Source organism: Niabella insulisoli, assembly GCF_039652435.2.
Classification (GTDB): domain Bacteria; phylum Bacteroidota; class Bacteroidia; order Chitinophagales; family Chitinophagaceae; genus Niabella; species Niabella insulamsoli.
This window is the reverse complement of the sequence record NZ_CP190246.1, coordinates 2,234,169-2,251,336: the sequence shown is the minus strand read 5'-3', so window position 1 is coordinate 2,251,336 and position 17,168 is coordinate 2,234,169. Positions and strand designations below refer to the sequence as shown.

At 45.2% G+C, this 17,168-nt stretch carries 16 protein-coding genes; 6 read left to right on the top strand and 10 right to left on the bottom strand.

Annotated elements, in window-relative coordinates; genetic code table 11:
- Positions 1–350: 350 nt before the first annotated feature.
- Positions 351–974 (bottom strand): helix-turn-helix domain-containing protein, encoded by a 624-nt coding sequence (locus ABDK00_RS09390; protein WP_425474805.1) that lies wholly within the window; start codon positions 972–974, stop codon positions 351–353.
- A 535-nt stretch (positions 975–1,509) separates the two neighbouring features.
- Between ABDK00_RS09390 and ABDK00_RS09385 the strand changes: the two genes are divergently transcribed.
- The 3 genes from ABDK00_RS09385 to ABDK00_RS09375 all read left to right on the top strand — a co-directional run bounded on the left by ABDK00_RS09385 (position 1,510) and on the right by ABDK00_RS09375 (position 2,879).
- Positions 1,510–1,743, top strand: a complete 234-nt coding sequence (locus ABDK00_RS09385; RefSeq protein ID WP_346239563.1) for a hypothetical protein — start codon at positions 1,510–1,512, stop codon at positions 1,741–1,743.
- A gap of 127 nt (positions 1,744–1,870) precedes the next feature.
- Positions 1,871–2,149, top strand: a complete 279-nt coding sequence (locus ABDK00_RS09380) for a hypothetical protein (RefSeq protein WP_346239562.1) — start codon at positions 1,871–1,873, stop codon at positions 2,147–2,149.
- A gap of 430 nt (positions 2,150–2,579) precedes the next feature.
- Entirely contained in the window at positions 2,580–2,879 is a 300-nt protein-coding gene (locus ABDK00_RS09375; RefSeq protein ID WP_346239561.1) for a hypothetical protein, read from the top strand.
- Positions 2,880–3,113: 234 nt separating this feature from the next.
- Here ABDK00_RS09375 and ABDK00_RS09370 read toward each other — a convergent pair whose 3' ends face one another.
- The 6 genes from ABDK00_RS09370 to ABDK00_RS09345 all read right to left on the bottom strand — a co-directional run bounded on the left by ABDK00_RS09370 (position 3,114) and on the right by ABDK00_RS09345 (position 6,505).
- Positions 3,114–3,422: a hypothetical protein gene (locus tag ABDK00_RS09370; protein ID WP_346239560.1), complete on the bottom strand. Its 309-nt coding sequence runs from the start codon at positions 3,420–3,422 to the stop codon at positions 3,114–3,116.
- Positions 3,419–3,676 (bottom strand): hypothetical protein, encoded by a 258-nt coding sequence (locus ABDK00_RS09365; protein WP_346239559.1) that lies wholly within the window; start codon positions 3,674–3,676, stop codon positions 3,419–3,421. The genes ABDK00_RS09370 and ABDK00_RS09365 overlap by 4 nt, the downstream gene beginning before the upstream one ends.
- Positions 3,677–3,758: 82 nt before the next feature.
- Entirely contained in the window at positions 3,759–4,439 is a 681-nt protein-coding gene (locus tag ABDK00_RS09360) for a hypothetical protein (protein WP_346239558.1), read from the bottom strand.
- A gap of 65 nt (positions 4,440–4,504) precedes the next feature.
- Positions 4,505–5,560: an IS3 family transposase gene (locus ABDK00_RS09355; RefSeq protein ID WP_428400320.1), complete on the bottom strand. Its 1,056-nt coding sequence runs from the start codon at positions 5,558–5,560 to the stop codon at positions 4,505–4,507.
- Positions 5,557–5,874, bottom strand: coding sequence for a transposase (locus ABDK00_RS09350; protein ID WP_346239625.1), 318 nt, complete (start codon positions 5,872–5,874; stop codon positions 5,557–5,559). The genes ABDK00_RS09355 and ABDK00_RS09350 overlap by 4 nt, the downstream gene beginning before the upstream one ends.
- Before the next feature lie 25 nt (positions 5,875–5,899).
- Positions 5,900–6,505: a hypothetical protein gene (locus tag ABDK00_RS09345; RefSeq protein WP_346238309.1), complete on the bottom strand. Its 606-nt coding sequence runs from the start codon at positions 6,503–6,505 to the stop codon at positions 5,900–5,902.
- Between the two features lie 294 nt (positions 6,506–6,799).
- On the opposite strand from ABDK00_RS09345, the gene ABDK00_RS09340 reads away from it, so the two are divergent.
- The 3 genes from ABDK00_RS09340 to ABDK00_RS09330 all read left to right on the top strand — a co-directional run bounded on the left by ABDK00_RS09340 (position 6,800) and on the right by ABDK00_RS09330 (position 9,985).
- On the top strand, positions 6,800–7,261 hold the full coding sequence (locus ABDK00_RS09340; protein WP_428400319.1) for a helix-turn-helix transcriptional regulator: 462 nt from the start codon (positions 6,800–6,802) through the stop codon (positions 7,259–7,261).
- A gap of 141 nt (positions 7,262–7,402) precedes the next feature.
- The gene (locus tag ABDK00_RS09335; protein WP_346238660.1) at positions 7,403–7,846 is read left to right on the top strand and encodes a nucleotidyl transferase AbiEii/AbiGii toxin family protein; all 444 of its coding nucleotides are present in this window, start codon (positions 7,403–7,405) and stop codon (positions 7,844–7,846) included.
- A gap of 744 nt (positions 7,847–8,590) precedes the next feature.
- Positions 8,591–9,985, top strand: a complete 1,395-nt coding sequence (locus ABDK00_RS09330; RefSeq protein WP_428400563.1) for an alkaline phosphatase family protein — start codon at positions 8,591–8,593, stop codon at positions 9,983–9,985.
- Between the two features lie 101 nt (positions 9,986–10,086).
- Here ABDK00_RS09330 and ABDK00_RS09325 read toward each other — a convergent pair whose 3' ends face one another.
- Genes ABDK00_RS09325 through ABDK00_RS09315 form a run of 3 tightly spaced genes read right to left on the bottom strand, consistent with a single transcriptional unit; the run spans position 10,087 to position 17,164 of the window.
- Positions 10,087–12,147 carry a glycosyl hydrolase 115 family protein gene (locus ABDK00_RS09325; RefSeq protein WP_346238311.1) on the bottom strand — a complete coding sequence of 687 codons (2,061 nt, stop codon included), beginning with the start codon at positions 12,145–12,147 and terminating at the stop codon, positions 10,087–10,089.
- A 34-nt stretch (positions 12,148–12,181) separates the two neighbouring features.
- Positions 12,182–13,858, bottom strand: coding sequence for a RagB/SusD family nutrient uptake outer membrane protein (locus ABDK00_RS09320; protein ID WP_346238312.1), 1,677 nt, complete (start codon positions 13,856–13,858; stop codon positions 12,182–12,184).
- 9 nt (positions 13,859–13,867) lie between these two features.
- Positions 13,868–17,164, bottom strand: coding sequence for a TonB-dependent receptor (locus ABDK00_RS09315; protein ID WP_346238313.1), 3,297 nt, complete (start codon positions 17,162–17,164; stop codon positions 13,868–13,870).
- Positions 17,165–17,168: the final 4 nt, after the last annotated feature.

The window sequence follows — 17,168 nt, the reverse complement described above, 5'->3', positions numbered from 1 at the left end:
GCACTGTATGTAACAGTTTGATCTTATTGCCAATTTCACTTTTCAGCCTATGGTGAAACTTCGTTGTTTTTAATTCAATGAGCGCCGTTTCGTAGTCTTGTATTGCTTCGCTAAACAACCCTGCGTTTTCATTTTTTCTTGCTTTTTGCAGGATTTGAATATTATTCTTTCTAAATAGAAAAGATCGAACTATAATAAAGCTAAAAAATGCTATCATAATAATGGAGATCAAATAATAATGGCGTTATTTAATCACAAGTAAATATCGCGCTATTAAATGTATTAACTATTACACCTTTTTATAAAAAGATTATAAGATTTACGCATAGCTGATCTAAAACAGGTTGCTGCTATAAATCGTCCAGCATTGATCGCCGTTTGTTTTTAAGCTGCTTAAAATGGGAAGGAGTAAGGCCTGTTACTTTTTTAAACTGGTTAGATAAATGCGCCACGCTGCTATAATGCATCAGATAAGCTATTTCGGTAAGGTTCAATTCATTATATACCAGCAACTCTTTTACACGTTCGATTTTGTGTGCAATAAAAAACTTTTCGATTGTTGTTCCCTGCACTTCAGAGAAAAGATTGGCCAGGTAGGTGTAATTATAATGTAGCTTTTCACTTAAATAATCGGAAAGATTAACCACAAGAGGTTCTTCAGAGCAATGAACGAGTTCGATAATAGTATTCTTAATTTTTTGAATCAGCACACTTTTTTTATCATCCATCAGTTCAAGCCCTGATTTTAATAATGCTGTTTTCAAAAAATCGCGTTGCTCGCGTGTAATATTTTCAGTAACTTCTGCCTCTCCCAATTCCACGAGGGAATGATTCAGCCCCAACTTAACAAGCTCATCTTTTAGCACCATCTTGCAACGAATACAAACCATATTTTTAATATACAATTTCAAAAGAGCTGAATCGGCCTTAATGCCTTCTGCTGCAAATGTAGCTTTTATTATCTGTCTAATCATTTAAAATATAATTGGGTGTTAACACCCAAGATAAAAATTTAACAGGGGAGGTATCTTATTGAAGCATACCGACCCAATACTGTTTATATCTGTATTTAACCCCATAATCATCTTTACAAGTGAAAGGTCTTTTCAAATTCCTTCCACATTTTAAGTTGTAGTGGAAGAAGATTGATATATAAAAATGAGGAATGCACAAGAAATGGTGATGAAGCTCTAGCTCAAGTACACTGTTTTAAATCTGTAAAAAGAGATAACGGCTTCTATGCCCAGGCGAAAAGAGCTACTTCCCAGGAAAACAAAAGCAATACTATTGATGCCCCTATTTTTTAAATGAATTATGATCGCATACAAAATCTCTGCAATAAGATTGCCTATAAATAAGACAGGGATAGCTACTTCTACCGGCCTAAAGCGCAAGCAAAATCTGGAAAACCTGTGATATTTGCAAGTTTATTGCACTTATGTGTAATATTAATACCTTAAAAAGGACTGACATTTGTCCTGTAATCCGTTTCAGTTTAAACAAAATATTATGTATAAAGACAAAATAGGAAACTATGAAGATTTTAAAATAGTAGGAGATTGGACCAGGCAATCAAAAATGCTTAAAGAAAAATATCCGGCTTTGGTTGATGCAGATCTGAAATTTGAGAAAGGAAAAGAAAATGAATTACTCGAAAGCGTAGGAATCCGACTCAATAAAAAAAGGGAAGAAGTGATCAGTATCCTTAAGAAGGTGCAACCCATAACCGGTATGTCAATATAAAGCAGCTGTTGCATCAGGCTATGGACCATTTCCGGACAGTAGACTCATTCTGACCTGCACGTCCCTTTCTCTCCAGTTTCCACTTCAATATAGACATAATCCATTTACATTAGAAAAATTGTTTTGTATGACCAGCAAAAAGATAACAGCAGCCCAACTGCATTTACTACAAAAAGGAGATATTATAAGACGATTTCCTTCTAGCGGGGCTTCCGAAGAACAACTTGATGACGAACGTAGAGAAGAGGTTGACACCTTTGAAATATTTTTCATCAATCTCAAAAATGATATGATAGAGCTTGTAACGCCCAAAAACGCACGAGTTATGTTTTCTTCTCCGGGAGATGTTAGCCATTTGTATATAAAATCGGACAATCTTGTTGCGCAGGGCATCTGGTGGATATAGACCGGAACACTCTACTTTTCCTGATCAGTTTTTGAATATCACGTAAATATAATTTCTCTTCATAATTACAAAAAGAGTAGTAATGTTCTCTAATAATTGCTATTAAAATTTAAAATCAGCATCCTTTTCTTAATTTTTGCTATTAGTGCTTATTTAAACTGTGAAAATTACTTTCGATACTTAAAGTGAACTGGGGGTAAAAATCAATTAAATTTCGGAGCAAGACCACCCAACTTCGGCAACGAAGTAAACTGGTTCTCAGTGGGAAAATGCCGGATTTCGGAGCATGTCCACCCAATCCGGCACTCATTTTCATTATTGCTTTTTGTCAGTTGTTTGACGAAAGGGCAGGGATCGATTATGCCCTTGCTTTTAAAATTCTTTTACGGAATATCAGTTCGCTGTTATAGTCATTAACCAAAAAAACGATATGAAGCAAGATCCTGTTTTGATAGTAGACAGTTTTCGAAAAACTGCATTTCATTTTTTTGAAGAAATTTGTCATAATTTTAAAGAGCAGGCACGGAAGATAGACCGCCAAACAGACGAAAATGTATTTCAACAATTATGCGGAAGATATGAGCAGCAATTACAACAACGGCTGCGTCAAAAGGCAATAGATGTCATGCGCCCATATAATCGAAGCGACATACTACAATTACAGAAATCGCTTACCGAACAAATTTCTTATTACTTGTTGGAATTTAAGAGGAAAGTTGGTAATCTTTAGATGATTACTCCCTAAATGATCTTCGGCTTTTGTTCCTTGCTTCATCGACGACTAGAATGGATTGACGATATTTCCGCTATTATATCAGTAGTCTTGCTTTTGTTTACCAGCCGCCATACCGTTAGCCATTATGACTGATTTCTGCATTTGTTTTATTGCAGTTGGGAAATTAAATTGTGATCTTTGATTAAGGCCTGACGTTCAATTTTATGGGGTGTACGTCATTAAAGTTCTTTAATTACGACCTTTTTCCGCATAAAGTATATCACCATTTTCAGCCACTCCTTCCGCAGTAATTCTATATCTGCCAACAAGGTCGCTACTAAAAAAAGAAAGATTATAGGAACCATCTATCATAATAGCGGGAGACCAGTATAGTGTTGATAAATACTGGAGCGGTTCTTTGTGCGGTAACTTTTCTTCGTCCATTCCCCTAAATAATCGAGTGGTATTGATGCGTTCGGCATCATCAGTGGCGCAACCACGATACATTATAGTACCACCACCGATCTGGTGCGGCCTTCTGTATACCACACCTTTCACGGGGGTGGTAATGCCTTTGTATCCTCTATGTCCCGGACAGTTAAGAATATTAACTGGGCAAACAAAATCTCCACAATCGTTCCCCAAAAAGCATCGGCGTACATCCTAGCTCTTTTTGCACGAACAACAACATTTTGCATTGTTATTGCCCTGTTGTGATCGTTTATTATCTGGCTGCTACTGCTTTGCTGTTCCAGTTTTTTAACATCAACGGGCAGTCCCGGCTTTTGCAAAAACATCATTGGCTTTTTCATGGGATTGCCTAGTATAAAGGCATAAACCGAACTTTTCGAGTCAATACCTACCACATCATTACCTGCATTTATGGAAAACGGACTACCCTTCCCTTACCACTAAGTCTCTGGGTTTAGGATAATATCGCCCATTACTGTCAGTTGTTGCAACATTCGTAATAGAATCTCTTCTTATAAATAAAATCGTACTTTTTTTTATTTCGGCTCCTTCATAATCTGTAGCATATACAAGACCAGCTTCAATAAAAGCCTTATGTAAATTTTTTATAGTGAAATGATTGGTTAAACCCGCATTTACCATAGGCTTTAGTTTTTTTTGACTATAGGATTGTTGTAGCGCGTATCCGTAATAATAATCGGAGAACGACAATCGGTTATTGGCTTCGATCCGGTCGATATTCACACAGGAAATTGTACAAATGGCTTTAGTGGGCTTGCCTTGCAAATTTTTCAAATTAATGGTTACTGCTATCTTTTCGCGTGTATGGAAGAAATCCTTTTCTGTGCGCAATTCCAGCTTATGGCGCTTGTTGTAATGCGCAAAAAATGGTTGTTGATCCAATAGCTTTCTTTTGTCATCTAGTAAGGATAAAAGATGAAGACCACGTGCAGCGTCATGCATAGGAAGTGCCAGCTTCCTTTCTGCTGATACTGGTATGAGATCTGAGATTTCAGCCTTTCCACTATGAAGACTTTGTCGGGATAATAACACATTCTTTAGTTGAGTAGACTGTACGGTCACTTCAAGTGTATCGTCAATCACATTTTTTGTTAATAGCAGTTTAGCAGTTAAGATATTCTTATTGCTACTGTCTTTATTAACCTGTCTTAACCCCTTATAAACTGGACTGATTTTTCAAAATGGTTTGCTACTAATTCATCGTTATCCCGGTCACCGTCCAGGCAAAGATAAGCCGGTTCGCTGCACTTGTCAAGGCTATACAAAGCGGACTCAGCGCTCATAGCCATGCTGTCCGGCCTTGACAAGCACATCGCCCCTTGCTTCATTAGTGCCTTAACAGCTGTCCGGGATAAGCCCTGTGCCCATTTTTGCATTGGTGTAATGAAGCCTATAGCGCCATGTTTGCGTCTTCGGTTGTACCAGTGCATATATTTTTCAATGTGCTGCTTGGCGTCGTAGAAGCTTGCAAAAGAATGCCGCTCGATCAACTCATGCTGCTCGATGGAGTGAAAGGCCTCGATATAGGCATTTTCCTCAGGCGTGGCCACGTGTGTAAATTCCTGTTTTGCTTCCATCGACCGTAATGCTTCGCGAACCTTATGGGCGATGAACTGTGAACCATTGTCATTGCGGATGATGACCCCCTTTAAGCCAAAACGAAGGTCCAGCCATCGCATCAGTGCAATTACATCTGTTTGGCGGACGCTTCGCTGAAAAATCCAGCACAGGATCCTGCGGCTGAACACATCCATTATGGCTAACTGGTAATACCAGCGGCCTTCGCCCTGAACCCAGATGTATTTGATATCCAGACACAGATATTCCATAGGATGTTTTGCCTCAATTCGGCGATGCTCCACCCATTTGCGTTTACCTTGAACTTTTATACGCTTGCCGCATAATAAATGGCTTTCCTTCATTAGACGATACACCTTCTTAGGATTGATCGTGTACTCCAGATCACGCAGCTCTTCGGTCATCTTCCGGTAACCATACACGCAATAGTCCATCGAAAGAATAGCACGCATCTGGTCTACGACCAGGCTATTTTCTACCAGGCCGCAATTACCTATCATCGTGTGCGTACTCGGCCTGATCCCTCTTGGACCAGGATGAGCATGATAATACAGACTGCTCCTGGCTACTGATGCCCACTGGCAAAGAGCATTCACGCCGACCTTGCTTTTGTACTCAACGATCATTTCCTTAGTTTCTGATAATGGGCATCGCTTTTTTTTAAAAGCTCGGTTTTAAACTCCAGCTCAATGGCCTGTTTAGCTATCAGCCGCTTTAACCGTTCGTTCTCTTCCTCCAAAGCTCTGAGCTGTGGATCAACCTTCTTATAACTGGCCTTTAAACCGTCTTTGCCTTTGGCCAGATACTTTTTCCTCCAGTAACTAAGTACTGAATGAGCTAAGTTGTACTTACGGGCTACCTCGGTTGTCCCTTCCCGCTCTGCTTCCTGAAGGATGCTGTACTTCTCCTCAGGCGTAAACTGTCGTCTTGTTTTCGTCATAATTCCTAAATTTACTGTGACTAAATTAATTTACAATTTTAGTCCAGCCTTTTAGGGGGCTAAGACAAACCCTCATGCTCATTATTTTCTTTTGCACAGGGAGCCAAACAGAGTATGGGATGGATTGGCCATTAAAATTGGTAACCGTGTACAATACCGGCAGCGTAGTATCTGATTTATTTATATGGATTTTTAAGGTGGCTCTTCCCGATATATCTAATTTTTGTGTTTGGGTTTTATTACCGGGCCGGTGGTAGGAGATGAAATTGCTTTTCTTTATGGGTGCTGTAGGATCGGTAGGCAAAGCCTGCACCGAAATGTGTAACATATCTGAAGAGATGCTGGAGTCGATTTGGAATGATAGAAAAAAAGGTGGCTGCTCCAAAGTTTGTATAGTAATTCGTTTCCTAAAAACAAAGCGGGGCTTGCCTGTGGGTTCTAAAAGATTAAGTGCTGCAACCAGTTCGTAACTACCGGCTCGCAGCCTGGGCGGTAGAGTAAGGCTGCCGGCACAAAGGTTATCTTGGACAAGATAATTTTGAATCATTGCATAGCCAATAGTGTCCTGCCTTATCAAGCCGACGGACATCATATCAGGTTGAAGACTGTCGGCCAGTATCTCCTGTGGCAAAAAGTAGCCATTAAACCAGATCGTTTCTCCAGGCGTATAAAGTGTTTTATCGGTGATAACAAATAAGGGGCTGACATCGGGTAGGGGCTCATGCTGCGCATAGATTTTGCAAGCGCAAGACGATAAATAAGAAAGATAAAAGTTTCGTTTTGTTCAAACGGCAAGCTTTATCTAAAAATAAAAAAATGTTGCACTTTCTACTGTTACATTTCAGTGAGTAGCACTTTGCGTTAAAATGTAAGCAAAATTGTTCACATTTGTATTGTGATATCTCGATTTGAAAAATATAAAGGCATGCATCCTGGAATCGTTTTGGAACGCGAATTAAAAAGACATTCCATTAAGCAACGCCCTTTTGCTATTTTGTTGAATGAGCATCCACAAACATTTAACGCAATAACAAAAGGAAAACGTGGGCTGCCTGTTTCTCTGGCTGTAAAGATCGAAAAAGAGTTGAATTTACCCGAAGGCTCTTTGGCAATACTTCAAACTTACTATGATATCAACCAGGCAAAGCAAAAGCTAAAAAGCGCATCACCCGATCTTTCAAAATTAAGGAAGGCATTATTCTGGGATACTGATATAAATAAGATCGATTGGGAAAAGCAATACACAGCGGTTATCCAACGTGTTTTTGCAAGAGGTAATGATGCCGAAAAAAAAGAAATGAAGCGTTTTTACGGAATAGCTAAGGTGAAATCGGTTATTGCGAAAGATACCTACCAACAATCTATGCGACTTATTCATCAAAAATAGATATGCACTATAATACAATTACTGAGGCGCTTCTTTAAGCCTGCAACTAGGACATAGGGAGTCGGTCGACATAGATCTTTTTAGCTATGTTTCTTATGGTGAAATCAATTTTAATGTTATTGATAAAATTATAGAAAAGACATTTCCCTATTACAATCATTTTTCTTCCTTAATCCTGGATTTGGGAAATCTTATAGTGTAGGCAATAATGAAAAGGATGCCATCAAACTGGATGTATATTATACAGATACGTTTATTCATCCAGCTTTGGTCGTTGACAATATACGTCTGGCAACTATAGAAGAGATTGTGGCAATGAAAATAGATGTCGTTCAAAGAAGAGGACGCAAAAAAGATTTCTGGGATTTGCATGAACTCCTGGATCATTATCCGCTATCATTAATGCTCGCTTTACATGAGCAACGATATATGCATGATCATGAAGAAGAAATTATATTGAGCAACTTTACCAATTTTGAATTGGCTGACGAAGACTTCAACCCTATATGTCTTCGCGGTAAGCATTGGGAATTCATTAAGGAGGATATTCAGGATGCAGTGGCTGAATATAAAAAAAGCAAGTAGGATTTCTCAACCGGCACTGAAATTATAGTAAATTCTACGAGAACTATAAATCCTTTCGCGGGCACGGTCAGTCTTTTTTTAGTTCTCTTATACTGCGTAAAAAATGAAAAAACAGCGTTTAATTATAATTTTTTACCTTTAAAATGACACACGGGAAAAACTGTGAAAAAGCGTGCAGAAAAGGGTTTCAGAGGACTTGAACTGCGCGAAAGACACAAATTTGACACCATATTTTTATATCTCATTGATTACAAATACTATTAAAAGTCCCGCCTGGGGCACAGGTTATCAATCAGATGAAAAGGTTCGCATAAGCGGGCCTTTTTTGTTTTATAACTGATTTGCCAACCAAGGATCAAATTGAAACGGATCCTTAATAGCCTAGATAAAAGTGTTTTTTAAAGTAAACAATAGGGCAAACCTACAGCCGCCAACAGCCGCTTAGCGCAGTCGTTGGGGCTTTTTAGAAGTTTTTAGCAAATGCGGCAATGCAGGGGCTTCACAGTAGATGCGGTCAAAACGCCCTGCCGGCAAGGATTTGAGGCCATCGTGTAAATATTGGCCGACCTTATTGTGACAAAATTTTTTGTTACACTTTAAAAACGTAACAAAAAAAATGTCACAAATTTGTAACACAGTTGAAATGTTTTTTTCAAAAATGTAACAAACCAAAAATACACGTGATGACCGGCGCGAAGATCTTAACCGGTAGTGGCAGATGCGATAAAAATGCGGCTATAAAGAATTCCGAAGTCCGACATTTTAGCAAACTTTAGGAAGGATGTGCGGAATAAAACGCTGCCTGCAGTTTCTTGGCTTGTAGCGCCGCAATATTTTTCAGATCATCCCTCTGCACCCTGGTTTGGAGCCTGGTATGTGTCAGAGGTATTGAGTATTCTTACTCACAACGAGGAGATTTGGAAAAAAACAATTTTTATATTGACTTATGATGAAAATGATGGATATTTTGATCATGTACCTCCTTTTACCGCGCCCGACTGGAGATCTAAGGCAACAGGGGACGTTTCCAAAACTATCACGAATTTAGATAAAGAATTTGTCACCTTCAATGATGAGCTTAAACAAAAAGGTGTGCGACCCGACAAAGCCCGCGAACATGCCATCGGCTTGGGATACCGGGTTCCCTTCATCGTTGCGAGCCCGTGGTCTAGAGGTGGTATTGTCAATTCTCAGGTCTTCGATCATACCTCCGTGGTCCAATTTATCGAAAATTTTGCGTCGCGTAAAACGGGTAAGCGTTTGCGTTTAGAAAATATTTCTGAATGGCGGCGGGCGATTTGCGGCGACTTGTCATCAGTTTTTCATCCCTACAACGGTGAAAAAATCAAGGACCTGGCATTTATGGAAAGGGATGTTTACGTGAAAAATATAAACGAAGCCCGCTTCCGTCCCTTGCCAGCGATGGTGAATCCCTTGTCTAAAGAAGAACGGGAACTTTTAAGGGCCGATTTTACCTACACAAAAACTTTTTTTAAACAGGAAGAAGGTATAAAGCCTTCATCAGCGCTTCCATACGAATTATATGCAGACGGTAACCTCGACGGAACCAAAAGGGAGATTAGCTTTCGTTTTGAAGCGTCTAACAATATTTTCAAGGCTAAAGCGGCCGGAAGCCCATTTCTTTTATACAAATATGCGGTGTCAGACAATGGAGCATCGCGGGGCGAGGCCAACTGGTCTTTTGCCGTTGCAGCTGGCGAGCATCTTACCTACACCATGCCTCTCGCATATTCAGATTCCCCTTTATATCATTTTATGCTCTTCGGCCCAAATGGCTTCTTTAGAGAACTGAGAGGAAATATAGACCAGCCAGATTTACATGTTGTGTGCAGCGATGGAGGCAGCGCCTTAGGGGGGCGGCCAACTTTAAAACTGTTGCTATCGAATCCCACTACAAAATCAGCCGCCATCACTATTAAAGATCATTGCTATGGCCAAAAAGACCGGGAAAGAAGGATCCCTCCGTTAGGCAAGGATGAAGTAGTCATTGATTTTTCAAAAAGTAGCGGGTGGTACGACTTCTCTGTTTTGGTAAACGGAACCGGATCTTTTGAAAGACGCTACGCCGGTAGGGTGGAAACTGGGCGTCCTACTATCTCTGATCCTGCTATGGCCTAATTTCTTTTTCATGACCGGTGCCGGCATGCGAAAATATCAATAGATTGATCGCGGTGATAGCAAAAGGCTCAAAAAGAGATGAAAGATCTAGACCAGCTTACTTATAATCCCTCCAGTTTTTGGGCAACTGCCTTCAGGCCAAAGATGCGGTCGCTGGCATACCATCCTGCAAAATTTCCGGTGGCGGTCTGGGCCAGGGCTGCCGCGGCCTGTTGAAAAGCCTGCTCTGCTTTTTTCGCAAAAGCCCGCTTCAGGTGGGGCTGGCTTTCCTGATAGCCTTTGGCCAGCTGTAGGAGGGTTTCGTTAAGAAAATACATGTAAGTGGCGGGCTGCAGCAGGTTGTCACGGAAAAACAGCCGGCGCGGTTTTGGTAGTTTTCCGATGAGCTTTTGGGCTTTCTGGCTGACGGCGAGAAACTTGTCGGCTGAAGCGCTCGTGCCATTGATAATGGCATCGATCTGGTGGGTTGCGTGGTTGTCTTCAGGAACGATCCGGTAGGTGCGGCCTTTGACCTGCTCCGCCGCGATATCGGTCAGCGGATCCGGGTTGCTGGCCGCGCTATGAAACTGTTGGGCGATCTCTACAATGGCTCTTTTATAACGCAGGTCCTGGAAAATAAACTGGCGGTCAAAACCCTGGAGATCGGGTTGCCGCTGTTGCCAGTAGCTTTCGTAATAAGCTTTGTAAAGAGCCGCCGCCGCTGCGGCATCAGCTGCGCCAAAATACTGGGTGCAAAATTCGAGCAGGAAGGCGTCGGTGTCATAATGGTCCATGTCCCACATCATCTTTGCATGGGCCGACAACTCCATCAGGAATTCGCGGAGGTTGCCGGCGTTCACGACTGAAAACGCGAGCGGCTGTTGCGATCTGGCTGCGACATACCGGTAATTCGCTTCCATCTTCCAGGGCCCCTCGCCCGCAGCCAGGTGGCTGCCGGTGGAGGTAAACTGGTAGTTGAAATAATACCCCAGCCGGTAATTTTTAGCGGCGTCAAGTTGCTGTACGTCCAGGTTGGGATAGTGGTCCCGGCGAGCGGCCACATAGGTGCGGATAAAGCCGGAATCGGCTGGCGGATGCAGCAGCCCTTCTGCCAGCAGATCGGAAAGTTCGTCATAAAAAATGGTGCGGAACACGGCTTGCTCATCGCCGGTCACTTCTTTAACGATCCGCTGTTGCTCCTGCATCATCTGGTCAATGATACGGCCTCGGGCCTGCATTGATGCCGGCGCATCTTCAAAAGTCGACCAGAAGGGGCGGTCGCCATTTCCCCTGAAACCGATCACCCACAACATATTGACATGATGCCGCGCAATGCTTTCCACATTGTAACGCCAGAACTCTAGCAATTGACGGGTATGGCGCAATAGCAGGCGGGGAGGCACCGTATCCCTGGTAAGGCGCCAGTAGTCGTCCCAGCCCCTAAAGGAAGCGTTCAGCGGGCTGTGGTGATGAGTGGTGTTGACCAAGCCGTAAGCGCTGATCAGCCGGGTCGTGGGCGACAGGCTGTAAGGCCGGCTATAATCAATTTCACTGTCAAACCACTCAATGGTATTTAATTTCAGGCGTAGCGCTGCCTCCAGCCACATTTCATCATGTTCAGGCGCCTGTTTTCTCCATGGTTCAAAAAGATCGGTGTCGTTGGGAAACCAGGCCCTGTATCGAACGGTGGGCGGCGCATACCTTAGGTCGGTGGAGCCTGGGATCACCACGCGGGAACGGCGCCGGGCCTCCCAATGGCTAAAATACCAGAGCGGGGGAACGCCCAGGCATTTTTCGGAGAACGTATAGATGGCGTAGATCGTGCCCCGCATATCCGAGCCCTGCAACACCATTTGCCGGAGTTTGCCGTTTGTCCTAGTGAATACGCGATGTCTTTCCCAACCGATAAACGGTTCCAACAGCCCGTCCGTTGCCGAATTAACGATGAGTAGACCAGAGCCATCCGCCGCCGACAAAGGCTGAATAGCAATTGTGACTCCCAGTATTTTGCGGATATCGCGCTGTAAGGCGAGCACGGCCCGGTAAACCGGGTCTCCGGGCTGCGCGGAAGTGTAAATGACCGAATGTTCATCGAGGACAAATGCTGGATCGCTGCTTTTCGCTGCGCCACAGGCAAGGCCCAGGACCATCAGCAGCAAACATAAACCGTTACGTAATAACATGGCTTAGCTGTAATATTTTATAAACTTTAGATGATTAGTTGTCATAGCCCGGGTTTTGTTCCAGGACGCCGCTGGTATTGCGCTCAATTTCGGCAGCAGGGATAGGCCAAAGATTATAAGTGGGCGTTGCATCGCTGTAGTATGGATTGCAACGTTTCACGCGGTCATACCATTTGCCAAGGCGCATAAGGGTTAGCCGCCGCTTTTCTTCCACACCGAGTTCTCTCATTCTTTCATCCAGGATATAATCGAGTGTGACCCTGCCGGCGCTCACGGGCGCCGCATGGGCCCGGGCCCGCACTACATTGATATCACCTGCGGCCAGTTCCGGGCGGCCGGCGCCGAGGTAGGCTTCTGCCCGCAATAAATATGTTTCGGCCAGCCGGAAAAAATACTGGTCGGCATAGGTGCCGCCCGCAGTAGCTTTCAGTACCAGCTGCGACTGGTTTTGAAAAAGGTTGGCCGGGTGGTCGCCGGGCGTTGTTATTTTCGACTGAAAGGCATAGAGGTAACGGTTGGGCACTTTCACCCCCGGCGGCGGCGTTTTTGTAGAAATGGTTTGGCCGAACAACGGGGAAGCCGGGTTCGTAGCCTTAAATTCCCTAACAAAGTTGTGGTTGGCATTGCGGATGTCGTTATCAAAATCGTCCTGCCAGATGCTGTCGCTAAAATAAGTGCTGCTGATGCCCCAGCCGATGCCCCTGCCGCCTGACAGATCGCTTCTGGGATAAAGGATCGGAGATACAGACCCTGCGCCCGAAACACGCAGATTTAGAAATTGCGGGGCAAAATGCCTTTCCTGCATATAAGATCCGGCAATCGCCGAAGACAGTTGGGCGCCGCCCAGAACATCTGTTTCAAACTGAATGACCCATAGGCCTTCTGTGTTGCCCGATTTGCGGTTTTGATTGCCTTGTTGAAACAGGTCATAATATACGTCGCCAGGTTGTTGGTTGGCCTTGCTGCCGAAGCGGCTTTGCATGAGGCCAACAGCGCTGTTGCCGATAACTTTTGATGCAGCATCTATAGCGGGCTGGTATTGCCTGTGTGCGATATATACTTCCGACAACAGGTGCAGCGCCGCCAGGTTGCTGATTTCTCCATCCTGCACTGCCGTAATCTCGGGCAGGTGGTCCGCGGCGTATTTTAAATCATCGATCACCTGCTCGTATACGGCGTCGCGGCTGGCCCTTGTATAATCAGTTTTCGGCGTTTGCACTTCTTCGAGAGTCAGCGGCACACCGCCGTAAAGGTAAGCCAGCGTCCGATACGCCAGCGCCCTGAAAAAGCGCCCCCTGGCTTCGGTAAGCTCTTTTTGTTCGTCAGTCATGGAGGAGGCTGGAATGCGGCTGAGCACCGTATTGGCCTCGGAGACAATTTTATAAAGGGCCGACCAATGGTATAAAGGAATGTTGAGGCCGCCGGTGGGCGCATAAGCCGCGATCATATTGGTATGCCGTTCCAGCGAGGGTTGGCCGTCATAAACCAGGTCGGTACCATACATATAATCAAAAGGGCGCCGCTCGCCGCCATTGTAAAACTCTCTTCGTACGAGGTCGTAAAGATTATAAATAGAAGCGTTGAAGTCATTATACGTGATAAAGGCGTTTTCTGAACTCAGAAAATCGAGCGGCTTTTCATCCAGGAAGGTTTTGCTGCACGAGTAGGACAGGGGCAGCATGATCAACAACAGGTTCAGTATTTTTTTCATGACAATAAATTAAAAGGTGAGATTAATACCTGCGGCATAGCTTTTCATAACGGGGCGGCCGTTGATGGTCAGGCCCTGATTGGTTTCCGGGTCCCAGCCGTCCCACCGGGTCCAGGTGGCGAGGTTTTTGCCGCTGACATACACGTTCAAATTCTGGATGCGAAGGCGTTCCATCAGGCCGCCTTTGATGCGGTACGAAAGAGAAATATCCTGCAGCCTGATAAAGCTCCGGCTTTCGAAAACGGTCGGCGACAGGGTGCCGGCTACCAGCGACTGGGCATATTTCCCGCCGGGGTTCAGCGGGTACCAGTAGTCAATTCCCTCCAGATAGTTATAACGGATCGCATTATCGTCGCGCACCCGGGTGGGCGAATTGCCGCCCAGATACATGTTTTTGCCCCCCTGTATCGCATTAAAGAACACATTCAGCGAGAAGCCTTTATACTCGAAATTATTGAGCAATCCCACACGATAAGCAGGATCCCGGGTGCCAATAACGGCCCTGTCGTCGAGATTGATGGCGCCATTCTGATCGCGATCAACGACACGGTAGTTGCCGGGATAGTAGCCGGCAGGGAGGCTGTCGCCTATCTGGTAGATACCATTCGTCAGATAATCAAAAACCGAATTAAGGGAATGGCCGATAAACAGGCCGCTCGCTACGAGATCATCTTCCCGGCCGTCGCCGTCGGCGTCGAGGCCTACCAGCTTATTAATTTTATTCCGGTTGAGCGAAAAGGTAAGCGTCGACCCCCAGCGGAAATCTTTCGTTTCGACATTGCGGGAAGTGAGCATCAGCTCCAGGCCTTTGTTTTGCAATTCGCCTACATTGCTGTTGATTGAACTAAAGCCGGTAATGCCGGGGATATTTACGCTGTACAGCAAATCGCTTGTCAGGTTGTTATAATAGTCGATAGCGCCGTTCAGCCGGTCGTCGAGAAGCCGGAAATCAACGCCGATATTGAGGCCGGCCGTGCGTTCCCACCGCAGATCGGGGCTGGGTAGCGAGTTGACCTGCTGCCCGAAAAGGGTCGACCCGCCGTCGCCAAAAACATAGGAAGCCTGGCTCGAAATACGGGAAAGTGAATTGTATCGGGAAGTCTGATTACCGCTGATGCCATAGCCGGCGCGTAGCTTCAGAAACCGCACCCAGGAGGGTTTGAAAAAGGAGGCTTCGGAAACTACCCACCCCAATGCGACCGAGGGAAAATAGCCGTATTTATGATTGGCGGCAAAGCCCGAAAAGCCGTCGCGCCGAACAGTGGCCGTCAACAGGTATTTGTTGGCATATTTATAATTGATCCGAAACATCTGGTAGCTCAGCGCTTCCCGCCAGGCGTTGGAGGAGGTATACTGGTTGGTACCCTGTTCCAGGCTGTTATACCCAAGGGTGAGGCGCGAAAATCCGGTGGCTTCGGCCAATGTGTAGCTGTTCTTTCTTTCAATAGCACCATAGAGCAGCGTACCCGTAAGATCATGGGCTGCAAATGCTTTTTTATAAGTGAGTATATTGTCGAACGTGTAATCATAATAAGTGTTAAAATCCTTAGATGCGCCGCCCGCCAGGCCGGCATCGTATTCGCTGGCCCGGTTGGCCTCGTTGATCCGGTAATTATTACCGAAGTTGATCCGGTAGTTCAACCCCTTGATGAAAGGGATATTCATATCGGAGTATAAATTAGCAAACAAGTAATTATGGCGTTCATAATCTTCTACATCATACGTTAAAAAGGGGTTGCTGTAGTTGGTGTTAAAAGGGAAAGGCTTCAAATTACCCTGTTCGTCGTAGGGCGTAATCAATGGCGACTGTTGGATAATGGAAGACATGCGCGGCTCGGCGCCATCCTTATCCACAAAAGAGCCAAATGATTGCACGCCGATTTTCCACCAGTCTGTGGCCTGCAACTCAAGGTTGATGCGCAGGCTCTTGCGCTTAAATTTATCATTGATAATAAAACCAGACTGGTTGGTGTATCCGCCCGACAGCAAATAGTTGACCTTGTCGCTGGCGCCGGAAATGCTGAGCTGGTTATCGTTGATAAATCCCGGATTGGTGGCTTCGTCCCACCAGTCAAATTCGCGGGTTACAATCCGGCCTTCCTCGTCCTTCATGGTGGCGTCTATTTTGGCGGCCAGGTCAAAGTCGGGGTTAGGTTGTGTGTAGCCGGGAGCAAGAAAAGCTTCGTTGTAATAGAGTTGACGCACATGATCGAGGTATTCGGCATATCGCATGGGCCGCAGCGATACCGTGGGCGTTTGCGTGGCATAGGATGCAGAAAGGGAAACACGAGGCTGCCCTTTCCTGCCTTTTCGGGTAGTGACCAGCAATACGCCATTGGCCGCCTGCGCCCCATACACGGCGGTCGCACTGGCATCTTTGAGCACATCGATCGAGGCAATATCATCAGGGTTGATCGATTCGAGCGAACCATTATATTGCACGCCATCCAACACGATCAAAACACTATTATTGCCCGATATAGTATTCGCCCCTCTTATGTTGATGGATGGGGTGGAGCCGGCGCTGGTCACCTGACCGATATTCAAACCCGGCACGGTGCCTTGCAGCGATTGCGCGATATTGGCGTTGGGGGCGTTTTTAAAATCTTCGAGATTGGCACTCACTACGGCGCCGGTAACATCACTTTTTCGCTGTGTGCCGTAACCCACAACAACAACCTGCTCCATCGCCTCGCTTTTGATAGTCATCTGAATAGTGACCGGCGCTGTTCCCGTGACAGAAACTTCCTGATCGGTATAGCCCACAAAAGAAACGATCAACGTGGGGTAGGGGTTGATTGATCTTATCGCAAACGACCCGTCGCCAGCTGTTTGCACGCTGTTTGAGGTTCCCTTGATGTTAACAGTGGCCTGTGCGAGGGGGGCGTTGTTTTCATTGACAACTTTACCGCGTATCAGTTGCTGATCCTGGCTGTTGTTAGCTGGCGCGGGTGTTGTCCCTGTTGGGGCCGCCCCATTAACATCACCGATCTGATTTCGGGAGACAATGGTGTAATAGTTCGACCGCACATATAAAAATACGAGGTCGTGAGGATAGAGTATTGCTTTGAGCAGGTCCTCCAGCTTCCTGCCGCGGGCTTCGGCGGGGTCATAGGCGGCTGCCTTGCCTTCGAGCAAAGCAGGATTATACACAAACTCTGCGTTGTAATTTTTTGAAATTTGCTTTAAGACAGCTGCCAGGGGCCGTTTTTTGGCCGGGGCCTGGGCGCTTGCGGGCAAGGCTGTCGTCAGGAGGCTGCCGAGTACTAATAGCCCAACGAAAACATCAGGAAGTTTTCTTTTCATATGC